The 21,182-nt window shown below is 65.2% G+C and carries 24 protein-coding genes and 2 pseudogenes; 17 read left to right on the forward strand and 9 right to left on the reverse strand.

Going from position 1 to position 21,182, the window contains the following annotated elements; all coding sequences use genetic code 11:
- Positions 1 to 354 (forward strand): hypothetical protein (locus P0645_RS13465; protein ID WP_284165112.1); only part of this gene is annotated, 354 nt, incomplete at its 5' end.
- Positions 355 to 382: 28 nt separating this feature from the next.
- On the opposite strand, the gene P0645_RS13470 is transcribed toward P0645_RS13465, so the two are convergent.
- On the reverse strand, positions 383 to 877 hold the full coding sequence (locus P0645_RS13470; RefSeq protein ID WP_284165113.1) for a putative pterin-binding protein: 495 nt from the start codon (positions 875 to 877) through the stop codon (positions 383 to 385).
- Positions 878 to 1,204: 327 nt separating this feature from the next.
- Here P0645_RS13470 and P0645_RS13475 point away from each other — a divergent pair, with 327 nt between their 5' ends.
- The 4 genes and pseudogenes from P0645_RS13475 to P0645_RS13490 all read left to right on the forward strand — a co-directional run bounded on the left by P0645_RS13475 (position 1,205) and on the right by P0645_RS13490 (position 4,195).
- The gene (locus P0645_RS13475) at positions 1,205 to 1,819 is read left to right on the forward strand and encodes a response regulator transcription factor (RefSeq protein WP_284165114.1); all 615 of its coding nucleotides are present in this window, start codon (positions 1,205 to 1,207) and stop codon (positions 1,817 to 1,819) included.
- A gap of 404 nt (positions 1,820 to 2,223) precedes the next feature.
- Positions 2,224 to 2,712 (forward strand): annotated as a pseudogene (locus P0645_RS13480) (dihydrodipicolinate synthase family protein); the annotation flags it as partial.
- A gap of 3 nt (positions 2,713 to 2,715) precedes the next feature.
- Positions 2,716 to 3,114, forward strand: coding sequence for an aldehyde dehydrogenase family protein (locus P0645_RS13485; protein WP_349775083.1), 399 nt, complete (start codon positions 2,716 to 2,718; stop codon positions 3,112 to 3,114).
- Positions 2,999 to 4,195: a GlxA family transcriptional regulator gene (locus tag P0645_RS13490; protein ID WP_349775091.1), complete on the forward strand. Its 1,197-nt coding sequence runs from the start codon at positions 2,999 to 3,001 to the stop codon at positions 4,193 to 4,195. Before P0645_RS13485 ends, P0645_RS13490 begins: the two co-directional genes overlap by 116 nt.
- A gap of 323 nt (positions 4,196 to 4,518) precedes the next feature.
- Here the strand turns inward: P0645_RS13490 and P0645_RS13495 are convergent.
- Positions 4,519 to 4,772, reverse strand: a pseudogene (locus P0645_RS13495) (transposase domain-containing protein); the annotation flags it as partial.
- A 195-nt stretch (positions 4,773 to 4,967) separates the two neighbouring features.
- On the opposite strand from P0645_RS13495, the gene P0645_RS13500 reads away from it, so the two are divergent.
- Positions 4,968 to 5,228, forward strand: coding sequence for a YMGG-like glycine zipper-containing protein (locus tag P0645_RS13500; RefSeq protein ID WP_284165115.1), 261 nt, complete (start codon positions 4,968 to 4,970; stop codon positions 5,226 to 5,228).
- Positions 5,229 to 5,230: 2 nt separating this feature from the next.
- On the opposite strand, the gene P0645_RS13505 is transcribed toward P0645_RS13500, so the two are convergent.
- The gene (locus P0645_RS13505; protein WP_284165116.1) at positions 5,231 to 5,854 is read right to left on the reverse strand and encodes an enoyl-CoA hydratase/isomerase family protein; all 624 of its coding nucleotides are present in this window, start codon (positions 5,852 to 5,854) and stop codon (positions 5,231 to 5,233) included.
- 130 nt (positions 5,855 to 5,984) lie between these two features.
- On the opposite strand from P0645_RS13505, the gene P0645_RS13510 reads away from it, so the two are divergent.
- The 6 genes from P0645_RS13510 (at position 5,985) to lpxK (ending at position 12,240) form a co-directional block, all read left to right on the forward strand.
- Positions 5,985 to 7,499, forward strand: a complete 1,515-nt coding sequence (locus P0645_RS13510; RefSeq protein ID WP_284165117.1) for a DUF2125 domain-containing protein — start codon at positions 5,985 to 5,987, stop codon at positions 7,497 to 7,499.
- Positions 7,500 to 7,606: 107 nt separating this feature from the next.
- Positions 7,607 to 8,950: a TldD/PmbA family protein gene (locus P0645_RS13515; RefSeq protein WP_284165118.1), complete on the forward strand. Its 1,344-nt coding sequence runs from the start codon at positions 7,607 to 7,609 to the stop codon at positions 8,948 to 8,950.
- Positions 8,937 to 9,719: an inositol monophosphatase family protein gene (locus P0645_RS13520; protein WP_284165119.1), complete on the forward strand. Its 783-nt coding sequence runs from the start codon at positions 8,937 to 8,939 to the stop codon at positions 9,717 to 9,719. The genes P0645_RS13515 and P0645_RS13520 overlap by 14 nt, the downstream gene beginning before the upstream one ends.
- A gap of 52 nt (positions 9,720 to 9,771) precedes the next feature.
- Positions 9,772 to 10,017: a DUF4170 domain-containing protein gene (locus P0645_RS13525; protein ID WP_284165120.1), complete on the forward strand. Its 246-nt coding sequence runs from the start codon at positions 9,772 to 9,774 to the stop codon at positions 10,015 to 10,017.
- Between the two features lie 10 nt (positions 10,018 to 10,027).
- Positions 10,028 to 11,245 (forward strand): 3-deoxy-D-manno-octulosonic acid transferase, encoded by a 1,218-nt coding sequence (locus P0645_RS13530; protein WP_284165121.1) that lies wholly within the window; start codon positions 10,028 to 10,030, stop codon positions 11,243 to 11,245.
- Complete coding sequence (gene lpxK / locus P0645_RS13535; RefSeq protein WP_284165122.1) at positions 11,245 to 12,240, forward strand: tetraacyldisaccharide 4'-kinase; 996 nt, start codon at positions 11,245 to 11,247, stop codon at positions 12,238 to 12,240. The genes P0645_RS13530 and lpxK overlap by 1 nt, the downstream gene beginning before the upstream one ends.
- Positions 12,241 to 12,297: 57 nt before the next feature.
- On the opposite strand, the gene P0645_RS13540 is transcribed toward lpxK, so the two are convergent.
- Genes P0645_RS13540 through P0645_RS13550 form a run of 3 tightly spaced genes read right to left on the reverse strand, consistent with a single transcriptional unit; the run spans position 12,298 to position 14,657 of the window.
- Positions 12,298 to 13,434, reverse strand: a complete 1,137-nt coding sequence (locus P0645_RS13540) for a CaiB/BaiF CoA transferase family protein (protein ID WP_284165123.1) — start codon at positions 13,432 to 13,434, stop codon at positions 12,298 to 12,300.
- Positions 13,431 to 14,108 carry a DsbA family protein gene (locus P0645_RS13545; protein ID WP_349775084.1) on the reverse strand — a complete coding sequence of 226 codons (678 nt, stop codon included), beginning with the start codon at positions 14,106 to 14,108 and terminating at the stop codon, positions 13,431 to 13,433. The genes P0645_RS13540 and P0645_RS13545 overlap by 4 nt, the downstream gene beginning before the upstream one ends.
- 3 nt (positions 14,109 to 14,111) lie before the next feature.
- Entirely contained in the window at positions 14,112 to 14,657 is a 546-nt protein-coding gene (locus P0645_RS13550) for a DUF721 domain-containing protein (protein ID WP_284165124.1), read from the reverse strand.
- Positions 14,658 to 14,713: 56 nt separating this feature from the next.
- Between P0645_RS13550 and mutY the strand changes: the two genes are divergently transcribed.
- From mutY to P0645_RS13565, 3 genes are all read left to right on the forward strand, one after another.
- The gene (gene mutY, locus P0645_RS13555) at positions 14,714 to 15,805 is read left to right on the forward strand and encodes an A/G-specific adenine glycosylase (protein ID WP_284165125.1); all 1,092 of its coding nucleotides are present in this window, start codon (positions 14,714 to 14,716) and stop codon (positions 15,803 to 15,805) included.
- Positions 15,806 to 15,825: 20 nt separating this feature from the next.
- Positions 15,826 to 16,968 (forward strand): alkane 1-monooxygenase, encoded by a 1,143-nt coding sequence (locus tag P0645_RS13560; RefSeq protein WP_284165126.1) that lies wholly within the window; start codon positions 15,826 to 15,828, stop codon positions 16,966 to 16,968.
- Between the two features lie 92 nt (positions 16,969 to 17,060).
- Positions 17,061 to 17,267 carry a hypothetical protein gene (locus P0645_RS13565; protein WP_284165127.1) on the forward strand — a complete coding sequence of 69 codons (207 nt, stop codon included), beginning with the start codon at positions 17,061 to 17,063 and terminating at the stop codon, positions 17,265 to 17,267.
- A gap of 108 nt (positions 17,268 to 17,375) precedes the next feature.
- Here P0645_RS13565 and P0645_RS13570 read toward each other — a convergent pair whose 3' ends face one another.
- From P0645_RS13570 to P0645_RS13580, 3 genes are all read right to left on the reverse strand, one after another.
- Positions 17,376 to 18,500 (reverse strand): site-specific DNA-methyltransferase, encoded by a 1,125-nt coding sequence (locus P0645_RS13570; RefSeq protein ID WP_284165128.1) that lies wholly within the window; start codon positions 18,498 to 18,500, stop codon positions 17,376 to 17,378.
- An 80-nt stretch (positions 18,501 to 18,580) separates the two neighbouring features.
- Positions 18,581 to 19,216 carry a ribonuclease HII gene (rnhB, locus tag P0645_RS13575; RefSeq protein ID WP_284165129.1) on the reverse strand — a complete coding sequence of 212 codons (636 nt, stop codon included), beginning with the start codon at positions 19,214 to 19,216 and terminating at the stop codon, positions 18,581 to 18,583.
- Positions 19,217 to 19,386: 170 nt separating this feature from the next.
- Positions 19,387 to 19,833 carry a hypothetical protein gene (locus P0645_RS13580; protein WP_284165130.1) on the reverse strand — a complete coding sequence of 149 codons (447 nt, stop codon included), beginning with the start codon at positions 19,831 to 19,833 and terminating at the stop codon, positions 19,387 to 19,389.
- Between the two features lie 228 nt (positions 19,834 to 20,061).
- Here P0645_RS13580 and P0645_RS13585 point away from each other — a divergent pair, with 228 nt between their 5' ends.
- Both P0645_RS13585 and P0645_RS13590 read left to right on the forward strand, forming a co-directional pair.
- Positions 20,062 to 20,307: a hypothetical protein gene (locus P0645_RS13585; protein WP_284165131.1), complete on the forward strand. Its 246-nt coding sequence runs from the start codon at positions 20,062 to 20,064 to the stop codon at positions 20,305 to 20,307.
- Between the two features lie 46 nt (positions 20,308 to 20,353).
- On the forward strand, positions 20,354 to 21,058 hold the full coding sequence (locus P0645_RS13590) for a winged helix-turn-helix domain-containing protein (protein ID WP_284165132.1): 705 nt from the start codon (positions 20,354 to 20,356) through the stop codon (positions 21,056 to 21,058).
- Positions 21,059 to 21,182 lie beyond the last annotated feature (124 nt).

Raw genomic sequence — 21,182 nt, forward strand, 5'->3', positions numbered from 1 at the left:
GCCTGTCTAACCGCTTGGATTCACGAAGTGAATCCTTTGCCACCAGAGTTATGCAACAACGCCGCCTTCCATCAGCGTGGCGACACGGCTGTAGAAGATATTGTAACGCAACCGGAAATTCCGCAGCGCATCCGGCCCGCCATCGTCTTGCGAAGCCACTTTGGCAGCATACCGGACGTTCTGAAGTTCGACTTCGAGCTGAGACAACCGCCAGCTGACATCGTCGTTCTGGGCCGTCGAAACCTGTTCGAGCTCCCTCAGGACCGTCCGGCCCATGTCAGCGACAAAGAACACCCCGGCAATCACAATCGCCGCAAGAATGGGCAAGGACATTCTGCCAAGCATGGTCGATAGCGTTTGGCGGTGGTCGCTGCCAGCCCTGTCAGTCCTTGGCAACAATCTCCATCCTACTCAACTGCCAGATGCTGCGCGAATAATATTCTTCTGACTTATAGCGATCAACGATATCGAAGGGATAGACGATCCACAGGGGGCCTTTGTCACGCACGGCCATCTCTGCGCCGTTGCGAGAAAATGCGACAATCGGCCCACCTTCGACCGCGTCCGCCGTTGGGATCGTGATCGTATAGTCATTGAGGGCCGAGGCGCGGATTTCACCCTCGGCTGCCTGGACATGATCGAGGAGGATGCGCAGCGAAACGCCTTCGAAAACCTGTGGGCCCTCTGTCCATATGGTCGTGGTCTCAAATCGTTCGCGCGGAAGCTCTTGCAGGTCTTCCATTGTCAGTTCCACGCTTGTGCTGCCATCCTGTCCGGCGATAGCCCCGCTCAGCGTCAGGACGACCTCCTGCGCCAGCAGCGGCGACGCGCCGAAGAAAGCGAAACCTGCAAGCGCAGCATAGACGACTTTCCGCATCGGGCCGGACCTTCTGTTTCTGGTGATCAAAGCAGTATGCCTGCACTGAGCTAGCGCGCGAACTTGCGTCTTGACCATAGTCCATAAGGATAGTCTGCTATGATTTGGTATGTAATGTGTAACGAATTCCCTGCACTGCTGTGCAAAGTTGACCGCCCTCCGCTCTGCCTCGCACGCTAAAGTTCCGTAATTGGACGAAAGGTTAGCGGCAGGGAAGGCCGGATAATGCAGACAATGGAATCTAAAGGTATTTCTGCTTGGAGGGTAGAGCCCGAACCGCTAGAGATTGATGTCTCGGACGTTCCCTCAACCGCTGAGAAGGTTGCTATGAGAATTCTTCTTGCCGACGATCACGCGATGGTGCGTGACACCCTCTCGGACTACCTCAAGGCAGAGTTGCGTGCCGATGTAGCGACAGTTTCCGACTACCCGGGCGCCATGAAAATCCTTTCATCACAGGGCCAGTTCGACCTGGTTCTGCTGGACTTCAGCATGCCCGGCATGAACGGGCTGCAGGGTCTGGAGGATGCGGTACGCAGGTTTCCCGGTCAGGCTTTTGCGCTGTTGACAGGCAGTGCTCCGAACCGGATAGCCCAGGATGCGCTCAAGCTCGGCGCGATCGGCTTTGTGCCAAAGGCACTTGGCGCCAACTCTCTGGCGAACGCCGTGCGCTTCATGGTTTCCGGCGATACCTATCTACCCGCCTCGATACTGTCCGACGCAGGTGAGCCCGGAGAAACAAGTTTCACCAAGCAGTTCAGCCAGCGAGAGAAGGAGGTCCTGCGCGGTTTGTGCAACGGCAATTCCAACAAGGAAATTGCAAGAAATCTGGATCTTCAAGAGGTTACAATAAAGCTTCATGTCCGTTCCATCTGCAAGAAGCTGAACGCGAAGAACCGCACTCAGGCCGCGATGATCGCGAAAGGTGCGGATTTCGAATAGAACGGTTGGCAGGTCTGGCTGATGAAATCCGACCGTGATGTTGGGGTAGCCAATCGCGGAAGGTTGCCTCCGGACGGCCACTCTGCGCTGGCCTGCTGAAGGCAGGTTCCAGTTGCGACGCCATAGGCAACCTCCGCCCGACCGGCGGCATTGCCCCGCCGGCAACCGACCGGCAATAGTTTTTCTAATGCCTGGCCGCAGAACTTTCTCCTTTGCGCGACAGGTGGAAACCCACCTATCCAGTTCGCGTGGACTCTTACGCCTGGCCCCGTCTCCGCAAGCAGGCGGAACGTCCGACATTCGCAAGGGAGGGGTCGCGCATGACTGTCCGGTTCAAGTTGCGGGGGATATACACCCCGTTGATCACGCCGTTTTTTGAAGACGACAGCATCGACTTCGATTCGTTGGGCGTTGCGATGGGACAGGAGTTTCTGGACCGTGTCGGGCGCTCTCGCAACGTGATCGGCATCAAGGAAAGCAGCGGGGATATCAATCGGGTGCACCTTCTCGCCCCTGATTACCCGCATATCCAGATGTCGTGCGGCATGGACGATCAGGCGCTGGAGTTCTTTGCCTGGGGCGTGCAAAGCTGGATCTGCGGCGAATCGAATTTCCTGCCCGAAGAACACATCGCCCTTTATGAGGCCTGCGTGATCCGGGGCGGTTTCGCAAAGGGCTGGCGCATCATGTCGGCCATGCTGCCCTTGATGGCCGTGCTGGAACAGGGCGGCAAGTTCATCCGGTGCATCAAGCACGGGGTCGAGGTGTCGGGCATTTCGGCAGGGCCGGTGCGCCCGCCGCTCAAGGGTCTGAACAAGGAAGAAAAGCGCGAGCTGGAACAGGTGATCCGTACATTGAAAACCACTGTCGCCGCGATTGTGCAGGGGAACTGAGCCATGACCGACCTCTTGACCCATGAGGAATATCGCAGCCGTGCCGCAGCGATGGACCTGCCGCAGAACGCGTGGATCGACGGTGGCTATCGTCCCGCGATCTCGGGCAAGACCTTTGACACGGTGAACCCTGCAACGGGTGCCGTTCTGGGAACGGTCGCCGCCTGTGACGCCGCCGACGTTGATCTGGCGGTGGCCAAGGCCCACGAAGCGTTCGAGGATGGCCGCTGGTCGCGCCTGCATCCCCGGCGCGCGCAAGGAGGTGCTGGTACGGCTGGCAATACTGCTGGAACGCAATACGCGCGAATTGGCGGTCATGGAAAGCCTCGATTCCGGCAAGACGATCTACGATTGCGAGACGGTCGATATCCCCGAAACCATCCACGTCATCAAATGGCATGACGATCTGACCGCATTTCACGCAAGGCGCTTGAATAGCCCGGCCAACGAGGATCGTGCGATGTCACAAGACGAGCCTTTGGTCCCTCGAGGGGCCGCCTTCTTTCCGATCCCGGAACCCGGTCCGACCCGGAACTATACGTTCGCTCTTGTGCCCGGCTTTACGCTTCTGGCTTTTTCTTCGGCAGTAGAGCCACTGCGCATCGCCAACCAGCTATCTCAGCATCCGCTTTATCATTGGCGCGTGCTCTCTGCCTCCGGTCAGGCCGTAACCAGCTCCGCAGGAATCCCCGTCGGTGTGGACGGACGGTTTGACATGCAGGACAAGGCGACGCGCATGTTTGTCTGCGCGGGAAACCCGCAGATGGCCGCCGCCGACCCGGCTGTCGTCAACCTGGTCCAGCGGCACCACCGCTTTGGCGGTGTCGTCGGAGGCATCTGCACAGGTGCAATCGCCCTGGCAAGGGCTGGCCTGCTGGAGGATCGTCGCTTCACCCTGCACTGGGAAAACCAGCCGGGCTTCATGGAGACCTTTCCCGAGCTCGTGCCAACACTGAATCGCTTCGAAACAGACGACCGGCTTCTGACGTGCGGCGGAGGGGCCGCCTCGACAGACATGATGATATCGCTGATCGCCGAGGACCACGGCGGTCCATTTGCGACCGTGGTTTCGGAAATGTGCCTGCGCACCGTGATGTCGGGAGTGAATGCCGAACAGCGAAGCTCGCTCGCTGCCCTGATGTCGTCACGCAATCCGGTACTTGTCGCAACGGTCACGCTCATGAGCCGCCATATCGACGAGCCGCTGTCGATGGACGAACTGGCTGAGGCATCCGGCTATTCACGCAGGCATCTTGAGCGCCTGTTCCGCGATGCCGTCGGCAAGACGCCGGGCAACTTCTACCGGGGACTGCGGCTGGATCGGGCGCGGAGTCTCCTCAGCACAACCGATCTTACTCTGATGGAAGTATCGATGGCTTGCGGCTTTTCGACGGTCTCGCATTTTTCGAAGACCTTTCGCGCACATTTCGGCATGGCACCTTCGAAACTTGAGCACGGAACGCCACGAAAGCCGATCTCCTAGACCGGCGGGGCAGAGGGTCACGGAACGTCAAGCGCACAGGCAAGAGGCTCGGCCAGCGGCAGCTGTACCTGGTCAGGGGATCGCCTTCCCAGTTCACTGCACGCACCATCCGATCCCGCCCCGTCCTTCCATCTCGCGGACGAGTGGTCGCGCTATCATAAAAGCTATGTTCCACTCTGCCGCCGGGAGGCTGGTGCCGCTTGGCGCCCAGGCTGTTCAGTGACTGAATTGATCGGCGAGGGATGTGATTGTCCGGTTGCGTCAGAGCAGGGGCTCTGCCCCTTGAGGATCATCTGGCCCGTTTCGATCCCGGCGATGGTGGCCACGGCCGGGTAGAGGCAGGTCCAGCGGCCCTTCACCCTGGTGCAGGTCTCGTCCATTCGCCGGGATGTGGCGCTCCGCCCGCGATCAGCGGTGCGAAATACACCACCCGGCGGTCCAGCGCGGCGTGGTCGAAGATGACACCCCGCTCTGCCATGATCTCCTCGGGATCGCGGCCGGAGACAGCTTAGCGGAGGAAGAAGACCGCGTGCAGGATCACCGCCGTCGGACAATGCACGCCCTTGAACTCGATCACGCCAACCGCCTCTCGCCAGCTCCCTGACAAAGCCGACGCATCACGCACCAGCAGGGAACCCGAAACTTCGCGACGGGACCCGTCCCGGGACCGGTTTCGCAGGAATCCGCCGACGACGGCGGGACGGGGGCGCGGGCGGCGAGGAAGCGCGATAGACTGTCCCGTGCAGGGGAATGGCGACACATGGAGACGATCATGAGAAGATATTTTCTGTTGCTGCCGGTCCTTGCCGCGCTGACCGCGTGCCAGACGCCCGAACAGACCGCGATGGCGGGCGCTGCCACCGGCGCGGCGATCGGTGCGGTTGCGGCTGACGACGGCGACGAGCTGAAGGGCGCGATGCTTGGCGGGGCCGTCGGTCTGGCGGCAGGTGCCCTGATCGGCCAGACCAGGCAGCCGGGCATGTGCCTTTATCGCGACCGCTACGGACGCGAATATACCGCCGCCTGCCCGTAAGCTCAGCGTGGCGGCCTGATCAGCGCCTTGATGGCGGCGGCATGTTCAGCGCGCGCCGCCAGAACATCCGCTGCGAGGCTGCGTGCGGACGCCAGAAGGTCTTCCGCTGGGACGATCCGGTCGACAAGGCCCCAGGCCAACGCCTCGTCGGACGCAATCTTTTGCCCCGCCATCAGGATCATCTTCGCGCGCGCCGGGCCGATCAGCGCGGCAAGCCGCGCGGGGTCGGACGGCTGCGGCAGGAAGCCGAGCCGCATCACCGGATAGAAGAATTTCGCCTCCGGCACGGTAAGGCGCATGTCGCAAGCGAGCGCCATGCCGAAGGCGCCGCCCGCAAGGGTGCCGTTCAGGGCCGCGATCGTCAGGCAAGGAAGCGCCGCGATGGCGCCCGAAAGCCTTTCCCAGACCGGGTCGGTGGCGAGCCCCGCGCGCGCCTCGTCAAGGTCGGCGCCAGCGGAAAACACCCGCCCCTCGCCGGTCAGGATCAGCGCGCGCGTGCCGTCAGAGGCCGCGGCCTCGGCGGCGTCGGCCAGCGAGGTCAGCATGTCGCGGGTCAGGGAATTGGCCTTCTCCGGTCGCCGGATCGTCGCGACCGTCAGTCCTTCATATGTGTCAAGCGTGATCATCGGGTGCCATAAAAATGCCGGATAGGGCCTGTTAAGCACAGGCAATGGCGGAATTCCACCAGGCCCCGACCTTGACCGCAGCCTTATCTGGTTGGATTGTCGCGCCCGACCCATTTCGAAAGGCCATTCCATGAAAACCCTCTCGCATGTCAGTGCCGCAGCCCTTCTTGCCGCCCTTGCCTCGTCCGGCGCCGCCTGGGCGGATGTGACCGCCGATCAGGTCTGGCAGGACTGGAAGAGCTATTACACCGACCTTGGCGCGACCGTGACCGCAGGTTCGGAAGCGACCGAGGGCGACGCGCTTGTGGTACGCGATCTGAAGATCGTGACCGAGGTTCCCGACGGGTCGAGCGAGGTGACGGTGCCCGAACTGCGCTTCCGCGATCTGGGCGACGGCACGGTCGAGGTGACCCTCTCGCCGGAAGTGCCGATGACCTTCCACGGCAAGGCCGAGGACGGGCCCAAGGCCGATGTCGCGATGAAGATGGTACAGAAGGACATGGTCTCGATCGTCAGCGGTACGCCCGAGGACATGACCTATGCCGTCACCGCGCCCGAGGTCAGCGTCGAGGTCGAGGAGCTTAAGGTGGAGGGTGATGCGCCGCCCTTCAAGATGAAGCTCACCGCCCGCGACAGCAAGGGCACCTACCGCTCGGTCAAGGATGCGGGCCGCACCGTGACCTCGGACTTCTCGGCAGCCGCGATGGATGTGGTGCTGACCGGCGCCGATCCCGAAAGCGGCAATACCTTCAACCTCGACGGCACGATGAACGGGCTGGCAGGCACCGGTTCCTTCGCGATGCCCGAGGGCGTCGACATGAAGAACCTCGGCGCGGCGCTGAAGGCGGGCGTGCTGATCGACGGGAATTTCTCGTACGCCGATGGCGGCTACTCGATCACCGGCACCGAAACGGACGGCGATTTCACCGTCAAATCCTCGGGCGGCGGCGGCAAGCTGACTTTCCACATGGCGGCGGACGGGATCGCCTATGGCGGCGAGGCTCAAGCATCGAAGTTCGAGCTGACGTCGGCTGCGATCCCCTTCCCGGTGGTGGCTGAGCTGGGCCAGTCGGCCTTCAACCTCGCCATGCCGGTGACGAAATCGGACGAGGCGCAGCCGGGGGCCTTGCTGCTGAAGCTCGTCGATCTGAAAGTTTCGGACGATATCTGGAACCTCTTCGACCCGACCTCGCAATTGCCCCGCGATCCCGCGACCCTGGTCCTGGATCTGTCGGGCCAGCTGAAGCCGCTCTTCGATCTCTTCGATCCCGAGGCGGCCAAGGCGCTTGAGGCCGAGGCCGCCAATCCGCTCGCCGCGCCCTCGCCCTTCGAGGTGACGGAGGCGAAGATCAACCAGCTGCAGCTGAAGGCGGCGGGCGCGGAACTGACGGGTACGGGGGCGGCGACCTTCGACAACAGCCAGACGCCCCCGAAACCGGTGGGCGAGATCACGCTGAACCTGACTGGCGCGAATGCGCTGATGGACAAACTGACGGCGATCGGCCTTCTGCCCGCCGACACGGCGATGGGCGCGCGGATGATGATGGGCATGTTCGCCGTGCCCGCGGGCGACGATGCGCTGACCTCGAAGATCGAATTCAAGGAAGACGGCGGCATCTACGCCAACGGCCAGCGCATCCAGTAAACGTCGCGCGATCCTTCAAGGGCCGTCCGGGTGACCGGGCGGCGCTTTGGCTTGGCAAATCGCGCGCGATTGCTTAGGTCGCTTTGCAAGAGGCAAGGAAAACCAAGATGGCAGACAGGCTGGAAGCTTTGACCGGGGCGCTTCTGTCGGCGGCACGCGCAGCGGGTGCCACGTCGGCGGACGCGATGGCGACTGAGGGCACGGCGATTTCGGCCGACGTTCGGCAGGGGCGGCTGGAACAGGCCGAACGGGCCGAAGGCGTCGAGATCGGGCTGAGGGTCTTCGTCGGCCATCGGCAGGCCTGTGTCTCGGCCTCGGACCAGTCGGCGCGCACGATCGCCGAGATGGCCGAACGCGCCGTCGCCATGGCGCGCGAGGCGCCCGAGGATGACACGGCGGGGCTCGCCGATCCGTCGCAGCTGGCGAAAGGCTGGGATCTGGCGGCGCTGGAGCTGACCGATCCGGCAGACGATCCGTCGGCGGCGGCGCTGGAAGCGGCCGCGCGGGCGGCCGAGGCGGCGGCGCTTGGGGTGCAAGGTGTCACACAGGTCGAGGCGGGCGCGGCCTTTTCGCGCCGCAGTTTGTTCCTTGCCGCCAGCAACGGTTTCGCGGGCGGCTATGGCCGCAGTTCCCATTCCCTCTCGGCCATGGCGATCACCGGCGAGGGCCTGGCGATGGAGCGTGACTGGGCGGCCGAGAGCCGCGCCTGGGGCGCCGACATGCCCTCGCCCGAGGAAATCGGCCAGCGCGCGGGCGACCGCGCCGTTTCGCGCGCCGGGGCGCGGCGGCCAAAGACCGGCGCCTATCCGGTGCTGTTCGACGAGCGGATATCGGCAAGCCTTGTCGGCCACCTTCTGTCGGCGGTGAATGGCATGTCGATCGTGCGCGGCGCCTCGTGGCTGCGCGATGCGCTGGGCCAGCAGGTGCTGCCCAAGGGAATGTCGATCACCGAGGATCCGACCCGCCCGCGCCTGACGGGCTCGCGCCCGTTCGATGGCGAAGGGCTGGCGACGGGCGTCCGAGCGATCGTGGCCGACGGGGTGCTGACCGGCTGGACGCTTGACCTTGCGACCGCGCGGCGGCTCGGGATGCAGTCGACCGCGTCCGCCTCGCGCAATGTCTCCTCGCCGCCCGCGCCGGGCAATGGCAATATCGCGCTGACGCAAGGTGTGCACAGCCGCGAGGACCTGCTCAGCGACATGGGCACGGGCCTTCTGGTCACCGGCTTCATCGGCGCCTCGATCAACCCAAATACGGGCGATTATTCGCGCGGTGTTTCGGGCTTCTGGGTCGAGAAGGGCGAGATCACCTATCCGGTGAATGAATGCACCATCGCGGGCAACCTGCGCGACATGCTTCTGGCGATTGTGCCCGCGAATGACGCCCGCACCCATCTGTCGCATGTCGTACCCAGCCTTCTGGTCGCGGGCCTGACCCTTGCCGGCGAGTGATGATCTGGCGCTTCTGACCGAGGCGGCGCGCGCGGCGGGGCAGATCGCGCTGTCCTACTGGCGGCAGTCGCCCAAAACCTGGGACAAGGGCGGTGGCGCCGGGCCGGTGACCGAGGCGGACCTCGCCGTGAACCGGATGCTGGAGGCGGAATTGCGCGCCGCCCGCCCCGACTATGGCTGGCTGTCGGAGGAGACGCCCGACAGCGACCTCAGGCTGAATGACGAGCGGTTGTTCATTATCGACCCGATCGACGGCACGCGCGCCTTCATCGACGGCACGCCCGACTTTGCCCATTCACTCGCGGTGGCCGAGAAGGGCTGGGTGACAGCCGCCGTCGTTTATCTACCGGCGCAGGACAGGCTCTATTCCGCCGGAATAGACACGGTTTCGACGTTGAATGGCCGGCCGATCTCGGCCTCTGCCGCTGACAGGCCGGAAGGCGCGACGCTGCTGACCACACGGCCCAATCTTGCGCCAGAGCACTGGCAAGGCGGCAACGTGCCGCCGGTCCGGCGGATGTTCCGCTCCTCCATCGCCTGGCGGCTGTGTCTGGTGGCAGAGGGCGCCTTCGACGCGATGCTGACGCTGAAACCCACCTGGGAATGGGACGCCGCCGCCGGGACGCTCATCGCGGCTCAGGCGGGTGCGCTCGTGACCGACCGAAGGGGCGCCCCTCTTCGCTTCAATTGCGCCCCGCCGCGGCTCGACGGCTGTCTCGCCGCTGCACCCGGCCTGCACCGGGCGCTTGCGGGCCAGCTCCTGCGCTAGCCTCGCCGCCCAAGCTGCACTAGATTTGACACCGAAGCCAAAGGACCATCCCATGACCCAGCGCCTGCATCTTGTCTTCGGAGGGGAGCTCGTGAGCCCCGCCAGGAACGTCTTCCGCGATGTGTCGAAGATCCATGTCGTGGGCATCTTCCCCGACTATGCCAGCGCCCATGCCGCCTGGAAGGCCGAAGCCCAGCGCACGGTCGACGATGCGCACATGCGCTACTTCATCGCCCATATCCACCGGCTGCGGGACGAGGCGCAGGCTTCAGGCCCGACCGAAGAACTCGGGTTCTGACGGTAGGCCCATGGCCCGCTCGCTTGCCCTTGGGCTTTATCTTCTGCTCGCCGAGCGGGCAGAAGCGGCATGGCAGGCCGAGGACCTGCCGCCCCGGCCCGAGGGACGCCTGGTCTGGCTGCATCTGGCGCGCGGCGGGCGGGCCGAGGCCATGGCGCAGATCGCGCGCGAGCTTGGGCGGGGGGGGGCCGACCTGACCCTGCTGATCACGTCCGAGACGACGGCCCCTGCCGCGGCGCCGGAGGGTGCGCTGCTGGCACCGCCGCCGCCCGACCGGCTGCCCGCCGTGCGGGCCTTTCTGGACCATTGGCGCCCGGACGCGGGCCTGATGCTGGGCAGCGACCTGCCTGCGGCGCTTATTGCCGAGGCGCATGGCCGGGGCGTGCCGCTGATCCTGGCGGAGGCGGGCACCGGTTCCGGTACCGCCTTCTGGAAGCGCGGAATGGTCGGGTCGGTTCTTGGCCGGTTTCAGCGCATCTTCGCCGAGAACATGGAGGCGCTGGCGGCGCTCAGACGGCTTGGCGGACCGGCGCTGAAGCTGGAGCTTGGCGGGCGGATCGAGGAAAGCACCGATCCCCTGCCCTATAACGAGGCCGAACGCGAGGATCTGGCGCTGCAATTGCGCGCGCGTCCGGTGTGGCTCGCCATGGCCTGCCCCGAAGAGGAAGAGGAGGCGGTGATCGCCGCGCAGGTCCATGCGCAGAGCCATGCGCACCGGCTGCTTCTGATCATTGCGCCGGTTGATGCCGCGCGCGCGCCGTCGATCGCGGCGAAATGCGCTGACGCGGGCCTTGTCACGGCCACCCGCGCCGAGGAGGAAGAACCCGACGAGGAGGTGCAGGTCCTGATCGCCGACGGGCTGCCGGAGGCTGGCCTGTGGTACCGGCTCGCGCCGGTGACCTACATGGGCGGCAGCCTGTCGGGGGCAGAGGGCACACGCTGCCCGTTCGAACCGGCGGTTCTGGGCTCGGCGGTCGTGCATGGGCCGAAGACCGAGCGCTTCGGCTCATCCTACGCGCGGCTGGCCGAGGCCCGTGCAGCGCGTACCGTTGCGGGGCCGGAGGACCTCAACGCCGCCATCGCCGACCTGATCGCGCCGGACAAGGCGGCGGCACTTGCCCATAACGCCTGGTCGGCGACCTCGAGCGGGGCCGAGGTCGCCGAACGCACGGCGGCGGCGCTGCGCCAGCTGATCGAACCCGCGCCCGTGCGGGTCGGGGGGCGCTGATGGCCCGGCCGCCGGATTTCTGGTTCTTCCCCCCCGACCGGCCCGGCTGGCAGGCGCGGCTTCTGGCACCGCTCGGGCTTGCCTATGCCGCGGCCACCGCTCGCAGGCTGGCGAAGGGCGGGGCGGGGTACGACCCCGGCGTTCCGGTGATCTCGGTCGGCAATCTGAACGCGGGCGGCACCGGCAAGACGCCCACGGTGATTGCCCTTGCCGAACGGCTCGCCCAGCGCGGGATCGCGGCGCATGTCGTCAGCCGGGGCCATGGCGGGCGGCTTGTTGGCCCGGTCAGGGTCGACGAGCGGCAGCATGTGGCGGCGGATGTGGGCGACGAGCCCCTGCTTCTGTCGGCTTTCGCGCCCACCTGGGTGGCGCGGGACCGGGCGGCGGGCGCCCGCGCCGCAGTCACGGCGGGCGCGCAGGCGATCATCCTCGATGATGCCCACCAGAACCCGGCGCTGAGAAAACATCTGTCGATCGTCGTCGTCGATGCGGCCAAGGGTTTCGGCAACGGCTATTGCCTGCCCGCCGGCCCCTTGCGCGAGCCGGTCAGCAAGGGCCTCGCCCGCGCCGATCTGGTCCTGTCCATCGGGCCGGACAGCGCCCAGCAGGATTTCCGCGCCCGCTGGGGCGCGATGCTGCCCTGCCCGCTGGTTACCGGCGTGCTCGAACCGCTGCAGACCGGGATGGACTGGCAGGGCCTGCGCGTCCTCGCCTTCGCCGGGATCGGACATCCGGAAAAATTCTTCGCCACCCTGCGGTCGCTCGGCGCCGATCTGGTCCGCGCGGAGCCGCTTGACGACCACCAGCCCTTCACACCCGCGCTTCTGAAGCGGCTGGAGGCGGAGGCGGACCTAAGGGGGGCGCAGCTGGTGACCACCGAAAAGGACGCTGCCCGCCTGCCCGCGAGCTTCCGCCCGAAGGTGCTGGCGCTGCCGGTCAGGCTCAGGATCGGCGAGGGCGCGGCGCTCGATGCGCAGCTCGACGCCCTGCGCTGACGGCGGAGACGAAAAGTCTTCGAAGACTTTTCGCAAATTCCTTCGAAGGAATTTGCCTCAGCCGCGCCGGTGCGCCCTTACTTCCGCATCATGCTCGCCAAGCTTCGGCGAGGGCCGGTCAAGCGCCAGGTCGGCGGCGGAGAAGGTGAAGGGCGAGCGGACGGTGGGGATACCGCCCACGTCCCGCTTCATGCCGCGGGCGACGATCTGGGGGTCGGCGAAGACCTCGGACAGGTCGTTGATCTGGCCTGCGGGCACGCCGTCACGCTCGCAGGCAGCGAGGAGGTCGGCCTTGGTGCGGGTTTTCGTGGCACCGTTCAGAAGGGCCGTCAGTTCGACACGGTTGGCGATCCGGTCGGCGTTGGTGCGGTATTTCGCATCCCCCGCCACGCCTTCCAGCCCGAGGATCGCGCAGAGCCTGCCGAATTGCGCGTCATTGCCGGGCGCGAGGATCAGCCAGCCGTCGGCGCAATCGAAGACCGCATAGGGCACGATATTGGGATGGGCATTGCCGAGCCTGACCGGCGCGGTGCCGGTCGCGAGGTAATTCATCGCCTGATTGGCCATGATCGCGGTCGTCACGTCGAGCAGCGCCATGTCGACCTGCTGGCCCTCGCCGGTCCGGTCGCGCTGATGCAGCGCTGCAAGAATGCCGGTCGCGGCATAGACGCCGGTGAAGATGTCGGATACCGCGACGCCCACCTTCTGCGGCTGGCCGTCGGGATCACCGGTCACCGACATCAGCCCGCCCATGCCCTGAATGATGTAATCATAGCCCGCGCGATGGGCATAGGGCCCGGTCTGGCCGAAGCCGGTGATCGAGCAATAAATCAGGCGGGGATTGACGGCCCTCAGGCTCTCGTAATCCAGCCCGTATTTCTTCAGCCCTCCGACCTTGAAATTCTCGATCAGCACATCGGCATCGCGCACCAGATCGCGCACGAAGGCCTGGCCCTCCTCGGTGCGGAAATCGGCGATGACGGACCGCTTGCCGCGATTGCAGGCGTGGAAATAGGCGGCCGAGCGATCGCCGTCGCGCTCGATGAAGGGCGGGCCCCAGCGGCGGGTATCGTCGCCCTCCGGCGCCTCGACCTTGATCACGTCGGCGCCAAGGTCGGCGAGGATCTGGCCCGCCCAGGGGCCGGCCAGGATCCGCGCCAGTTCGACGACCTTCAGCCCGGCGAGAGGCGTCAATTGGCGAGCGCCGCGTCGAGAAGAGCGGCGAAATCGGCGTAGGACATTTCGCCCGAATGTAGCTCGCCGTTGATCAGGAAGGTGGGCGTGCCCTTCACATTGTCGTTCGTCGCATTGGTCTGGTAGGCGGTGACCATCGCCTTGGCCTTGTCGTTATCGTTCAGGCAGGCGTTGACCTGATCGGCGGTCATCCCGGCCTTGAGGCCGATCTTCCTGAGTTCGTCGGCAATCCCCTGATCGGCGCCGGAGGCGAGCCAGTCGCGCTGCCCGTCATAGAGCATGTCGGAGATGCCGAAATATTTCTCGGGCCCCCCGCAGCGCGCCACCATCGCGGCCCAGAGGCCGTACTTGTCGAAATAGACCTCGCGGTAGACGAACTTCACCTTGCCGGTGTCGATGTAGTTCTTCTTGAACTCGTCATAGACCGTATCGTGGAAGTTCGCGCAATGCGGGCAGGTGAAGGAGGCATATTCCACCACCGTCACCGGCGCATTCTGGTCGCCGAGGATCATGTCGGGCACGAGTGCGACGGCAGAACTGGTGGTCGCACTTTCCTGCGCCGAGGCGGGCGGGATCAGCGTGGCGAGTTCAGCCGTGGTGGAGCCTGCATACCACCAGGCGCCGCCGACAGCGGCAAGCGCGGTAGCCACTGGCACGAGGAGCTTTTTCATCATCGGTCAGCCTTTCCTTGATCGGGGCCGAGATAAGACTTTTTCGCCCAAGGCTTCAAGCGCGGCCCTGAGGGTTTCGTCGCCAACATCACGCGAAAGTGCTTCGGCAGTGGCGTGGATCGCCGGATCGGGGGCGGCATCGGCGGGTTTCGGCCGGAATGGCGTCTGGCCCTCGGCAAAACCCGTTGCCGCCGTCTGGGTCAGGCTGATGCGGGCAATGGCGTTGTAGCCATAACAGCCGTTCACCCTTTCCTGAATGCGCGGAAGCTGCATCTGCACGACGGGCGCGGCGGCGCCGGAGACCAGAAGGGTCAGCGTACCGCCCATCCCCTCGCGGCCATAGCCGATGCGCGCGGGCTGGGCGATGGCGGCGATCTCTTCGCCCACGATCTCTGCCCATTGGGTCAGAAGCCGCGACAGGGCAAAGCCGCGCGTCTCGCCCGCCTTGCGGATCGGATCGCGCAAAAGGCCCGCCGCCGGTTCGAACCCGCGCAGGCGGCGGTCGCGCCGGGGCGCGGGATCCTTTCCGGGGGGTTGCGAAGCGGCGCTCATTCGGATCACGTCTGGGGCGGTTCACCCCATCATAGGGGCGCGCGGGGGATTTGGGTATGGCGAAAGACAGGGTCGACGCGGCGGGGGTGGGTGGCGCGCTGCTTGCCTGGTACGACCGGTCGGCGCGGACCATGCCCTGGCGCACCGGCCCGGCGGCGCGGGCGCGGGGCGCGCGGCCCGATCCCTACCGGGTCTGGCTGTCGGAGGTGATGCTGCAACAGACGACGGTCGCCGCCGTCACCGGTTATTTCAACCGCTTCACCGCGCGCTGGCCGACCGTGGCCGACCTTGCCGCAGCGCGCGACGAAGAGGTGATGGCCGAATGGGCCGGGCTTGGCTATTACGCCCGCGCCCGCAACCTGCTGAAATGCGCCCGCTCGGTGGTGGAGCGTCATCAGGGGCAGTTTCCGGCTGAATTAGAGACGCTTTTGGCCCTGCCCGGCATCGGCCCCTACACCGCCGCCGCCGTCGCCGCCATCGCCTTCGACCGGCCCGCGACCGTGGTCGACGGCAATGTCGAACGCGTGGTTTCGCGGCTCTTCGCGGTCGAAACACCGTTGCCGGTCGCGAAGCCGGAGCTTCAGGCTCTGGCCGCCCGGCTGACGCCGGATGCGCGCGCGGGCGATCATGCGCAGGCGATGATGGATCTTGGCGCGACGATCTGCACCCCGCGCAATCCGGCCTGTGCGATCTGCCCGCTGACGGGCGCGTGCCTTGGCCGGCAGGCGGGTATCGCCGCAGACCTGCCCCGGCGCATGCCGAAGCCGGCAAAGCCCGAGCGCCGGGGTTTTGCCTATGTCGTTCGCCGTGCGGACGGTGCCGTGCTGCTGGAGCGCCGGGCGGAGAAGGGCCTTCTGGGCGGCATGCTCGGCTGGCCGACGAGCGACTGGTCGGGCGATCCCACGCCCGCGCCGCCGGTTGCCGCCGACTGGCAGACCCAAGGCATGGTGCGCCACACCTTCACGCATTTTCACCTGACACTTTCGGTGATGACCGCGACCGTCCCGCAGGGCGCCAATCCCGACCGGGGGTTTTTCCTGCCCTCTGCCGAGTTCGACCCGGCCGCCTTGCCGACCGTGATGCTGAAGGTACATGACGCCGCGTCCCCTCCTTCCGCGCCGATTGAGCGCAAGGGGCGGCGGCGGTAGACTGGGGGCGAAGAGGTCGCATGTCGAAACCGAAGGACATTTCCCACCCGCTTGCCGCGCTGCCCTTCTGGCTGTCGCTTGGGCTCTTGCCCTGTGTCTGGCTTGCCGCCAGCCACGGCGGCTGGGCGCTTCTGGCGCTGCCGGTCTATGGCTGGGTCTTGCTGCCGCTCTTCGACATCGCGCTTGGGCTGAACGAAGACAACCCCGACACTGAGACGCCTGAGAAGAAGCTCTTCTGGTACCGGCTCATCACGCTTCTTTGGTTCCCGATACAGGCCGCGGTGATCTACGGCGCGCTCTGGTGGGCCACCCAGACCGATGCGCTGGCGCTGTGGGAGAAGGTCGGCCTGTTCTTCGGCATAGGCATCGTCACCGGCGCGGTCGGCATCGTCTATGCGCATGAGCTGATGCACCAGAAGAACGCGGCCGAACGCTGGCTGGGCGACCTGCTGCTGGCGACTGTCCTTTACAGCTATTACCGGACCGAGCATCTTCTGGTGCATCACCGCTATGTCGGCACCCCGCGCGATGCGGTTTCGGCCCGCTATAACGAGAACTTCCACCGCTTCTTCCTGCGTGTGCTGCGCGAGGGGCCCGGTTCGGCCTGGCGGGCCGAGAAACAGATGCTGGCGCGGGCGGGGCGGGGGCCGTTCCACCGGTCGAACCCGTTCTGGCGCTATGCGGCGCTGTCCGCGCTGGCGCTTCTCGCCGCCTGCGCGGTCGGCGGCTGGCTGGGGCTTATCCTCTTCATCTTCCAGGCCTATGTGGCGATCTGGCAGCTGGAGCTGGTCGATTACATCGAACATTATGGCCTGTCGCGGAAACATCTGGGCGAGGGCAGGTACGAACATGTGAAGCCCCATCACAGCTGGAACGCGGCACACAAGGCGACGAACTGGTTCCTGATCAACCTGCAGCGCCATTCGGACCATCATTACAAGCCTGACCGCCGCTTCCCGCTGTTGCAGACCTACGGCGAGGATGAGGCGCCTCAACTGCCCTACGGCTATCCGGCGATGACGACACTGGCGCTCATCCCACCGCTGTGGCGGCGGGTGATGAACCCGAAGGTCCGCGCCTGGCGGCGGCAGTTCTACCCCGAGATCACCGACTGGGCGGATTACAACAAGGGCCGCCTGCCGCTGCCGAAGGGCGCGAGCTGAGGCGCGAGGGGTAGGGATTCCCGCCGTTGTCCCGCCGCGGCAGGGGCGTAGAATGGCCCCGTCTGGTCCTTGCAACCGGAAGGGGGAGAACCATGTCGCGATCGCGAAAACTCGCCTGCCTCACGCTGGCCGCGCTGCTGGGCGCCGGGCAGGCCGTCGCCGAACAAAGCTGCAGCACCTGGATGGATCAGGGCGACGGAACCTCATGGACGACCTGCGTCGATGAGAACGGCACCCAGCGCTGCTACCGGGTCAACAACACGCCGGGCAGCACGGTCTTCGAGGTCAGCTGCGCGTAGCCACGGCGGCAGGCGATAAAGACCCCGCCGTATCGCTACGGCGGGGCAAGGTATGTGCCGTGGTTCAGGCCACAGGCACCGGCGGTAACTTTGAAATCAGTTTGATATTCAGTGCGGGCGGCCGGTCTGGTCGGCCTCCATCTCTGCCCGGATCTGCTGACGCAGAAGATCGATCGGCACCATCTTACCGTCGCGCTTGAAATGCCAGTAGGTCCAGCCGTTGCAGGAGGGCGCCCCTTCCAGATGCGCGCCGACCTGATGGATCGAGCCCTTCACATCATTGCCGACAAGCGTGCCATCGGCCCTGACCTTGACCTTGAAGCGGTTGCCGATCGAGAAAAGCTCCTCCCCCGGCCTCAGCATGCCGCGTTCCACCACCTGACCGAAGGGCACGCGCGGTTCGGCGCGCTTCGATCCGGTGATTTCCAGCGCTTCCTTGTCGAACTTGCGGATCTTGGCGATGCGCTTCTCAGCCGCCTCGCGGTAGGCGGCCTCGCGTTCGATGCCGATGAATTCGCGGCCAAGCATCTTTGCGACCGCGCCGGTGGTACCGGTGCCGAAGAACGGGTCGAGGACCACATCGCCGGGGTTCGTGGTGCCGAGGATGACGCGGTGCAGAAGCGCCTCGGGCTTTTGCGTCGGATGGGCCTTGTCGCCCGCCTCGTCCTTGATGCGTTCATTGCCGGTGCAGAGCGGGATCACCCAGTCAGACCGCATCTGCACGCCTTCGTTCAGGGCTTTCAGCGCCTCGTAGTTGAAGGTGTATTTGCCCGCCTCTGACTTCGAGGCCCAGATCAGCGTCTCATGGGCGTTGGTGAAGCGCTTGCCGCGGAAGTTCGGCATCGGGTTCGACTTGCGCCAGACAACGTCGTTCAGGATCCAGAAGCCCTGGTTCTGCAGTTCGGCGCCAAGGCGGAAGACATTGTGGTAGGAACCGATCACCCAGATCGCGCCGTTCGGTTTCAGAAGGCGCCGGGCGGCGGCCAGCCAGTCCTTGGTGAACTGGTCATAGGCCCTGAAACTGTCGAACTGGTCCCAATGGTCGTCAACCGCGTCGACCTTGGAATTGTCGGGCCGGTGCAGATCGCCCCTGAGCTGCAGATTATAGGGCGGATCGGCGAAGATCAGGTCGACCGAGCCTTCGGGAAGACTGCGCATCACCTCGATGCAATCACCCGCAATGATCTGGTTCAGCGGCAGGGCCGCCGGCTTTTTCTGTGTCGTCACTGTCATCTCTGCCTCGTTCCGGTCTGACGCCGGTTGTTGAGTCCAAGATGAGTCAGGACTGATTCGCCGTCAATTTCTTTTTTGAATCAAGCACTTATGATTTCTGCTTGATACAAGATATTGTGGACGGGCTTGAACGAACGCCTATGGTGTGGGGTCACACCAAGATTTCGAAGCGCTGCCAGATGGTCCTTGGTCGGGTAACCGGCGTTCTTCGCCCAGCCGTAGCCGGGGTGCTGTTGCGCCAAATCCACCATGATCCGGTCGCGCGTCACCTTGGCCACGATCGAGGCCGCCGCGACCGACATGGACCGGGCATCGCCCCTCACGATCGCATCGGCCGACAGCGCCAGGCCGCGCGGCAGCAGGTTGCCGTCGATCAGGCAGTGGTCGGGCGCGCGCGGCAGCGCTTCTATCGCGCGGACCATCGCCAGATGACTGGCGCGCAGGATGTTCAGTGTGTCGATCTCCTCGACCGAGGCGAGGCCGACGCCAACCTCCGCCTCGGCGCGGATCGCGGCATAGAGGGCCTCGCGCCGCCGCTCGCTCAGTTTCTTGGAATCGTTCAGTCCTTGCGGCAGACGGGCAGGATCAAGGATCACCGCCGCCGCGACCACCGGACCGCAGAGGGGCCCGCGCCCGGCTTCGTCGACGCCAGCAACGAGAGTGAAACCGCGCACCATCGCGGCTTTTTCGAAGGAAAGATCGGGACGCTCTGCCATGCCTTCCCTTCGCCGCTTGCACGGGTGAAGGCAAGAAGAAAGGCGGGTGAGGCAACACCCGCCTTTCAGGACCCCGAATGACAGGGGATGTTCCGGGGTCTCTGCTCGATATCGCCCCTGTTTGGAATTTCACGCGGTAAAAGCCCGAAGGCGCACTCGATAATTACTCGTCAGTAACGGGCCTGTTCGATGCGATAGCCGTTCTCGCGCAGGCACTGCGGTCCGTAGACGGTACGGGTGCCGACGCTGGTGCGGATATCGAAGCTGCATTCGGCGGGCACCTTCCGGGCCAGTCCGAATTCCTTGAGGCAGCGCGCCGAGACGACCTCGCGCAGGCGACCACCGATAGTCACGTCCATCACGCATTCGGACGGAATGTAATGGGCCTTCTTCCGTTTCCAGCTGTCCGGTTTCTGCCAGGGATCGCCTTCTGGATAGGGGCTGCGCGCGACCGGCGCGGTCTTCTTGTTCTTGTTGATCTCGTTGATCAGAAGGCCGACGGCGGCCGCGCCGAGGAGGAGCTTCAGCACATCCTTGTCCTCGGCCCGGGCCGGCGCGGCCATGCCGGAAAGCGCGACGGCGGCGGCGGCGGCGAGGCTGATCATCTGGCGTTTCATCGGCGTTTCCTTTCGTCTCGTTGCGCGTCGCCCATCGGCGTCGCATCGACCGGGGCATCGACCGGGCGCCCTTGGTCGGCGCCGTTGCCAGAAACGTGTGCCGGGCTGGCCAGTGAAGGCAATAACGCCGCCCGGCTATCGGATAACCGGCAGGGCCGACAGGGTGGGACGGCTTTGCTATTGCATAGCAAGGGGCGAAGAGGCAGGTTTCCGACCATGAAAGCCCTGATGCAAACCGTGCGCGCCCTTCTTTTAGCGCTTCCGCTGCTGGCCCTGACCGGCGGTGCGGCGCTTGCCGACTGCACGGTGAAATACAAGGCCAAGCAGGATAATCCGCTGAAGCTTCAGGCCGGTCAGACGACCCTGCCAGACGCCGCCTGCGGGTCGAAGGAGGCCGCCGCCGCCGCGCTGGCGCCGATCCTGGCACAGCAGGGCTGGACGCTTCTGGCCATTACCGCCATTCTCCCCGGTTAAGGGCAACGCTGCCTGCGGCTCGGGGAAGACAGGTGGGGAAGACGGCTTGAACGAATCCGTGACGATTGCAAAGGATGTGCTCCGGTCCGGCAACCGCGTGCTGGTATGGGGCATCGCGGCCATTGTCGTGATCCTGCTGGTGGCGGCGATCCTGCTTTTCGCTTCGCTGCCCGACGCCAATGCCTTCAACACGCGCGTTGAACAGATTTTCGTCCAGAACGACGCGCTGACGACCGGCGACCAGATCAGGCTTCTGGAAATACTCGCCCAGTCCGGCACCGCCTTTTCCGAAGTGCTGACCAGCTACCGGATGATCATCTTCGTGCTTCTGGTCTTTTCGACCGCGATGCTGATCGCGGCTTTGGTGTTCCTCGTCATGATCCTCGCCCTGAACCGGCGGATGGAGACGATCCAGAAACAGGGTATTCAGGTCGCCTCGCTTCTGATCAGCCGGGGCGAGAATGCGGTGGTCCTGAACGATATGGAATTCAAGCTGACCGAGGCGGCGATCGAGACGCTCTCGGTCCTCGCCGAGGCGCGGCTTGATGACGATATCCTGACCGGGGCGCAGATCGAATCGGTGATCTCGGGCAAGCGCGAGGCCGATTGCGACGAGGCGGCGGGCGCCATGCGGATCAAGCGGCTGAGGGATGCGCTGGGCAACCAGATGGTATCGGAACTTCTGGTCAAGAACATCGCGCGGCGCGGCTATACGCTTGCCGTCAACAAGGATGCGATACGGATGATCTGACGCGGCCTCCTCGGGCACTTCGTTTCTCGTCGGGCCCCCCTGCGAGGAGTGCATGAAATGCTCGACGAGCGCCTGCTTCGCGGGCGCTGCACTTGCGTCACCCGCCCCCCCGCCCTATAGGGGC

The organism is Frigidibacter sp. SD6-1 (assembly GCF_030143255.1).
In the GTDB taxonomy this organism is placed as follows: domain Bacteria; phylum Pseudomonadota; class Alphaproteobacteria; order Rhodobacterales; family Rhodobacteraceae; genus TMP-24.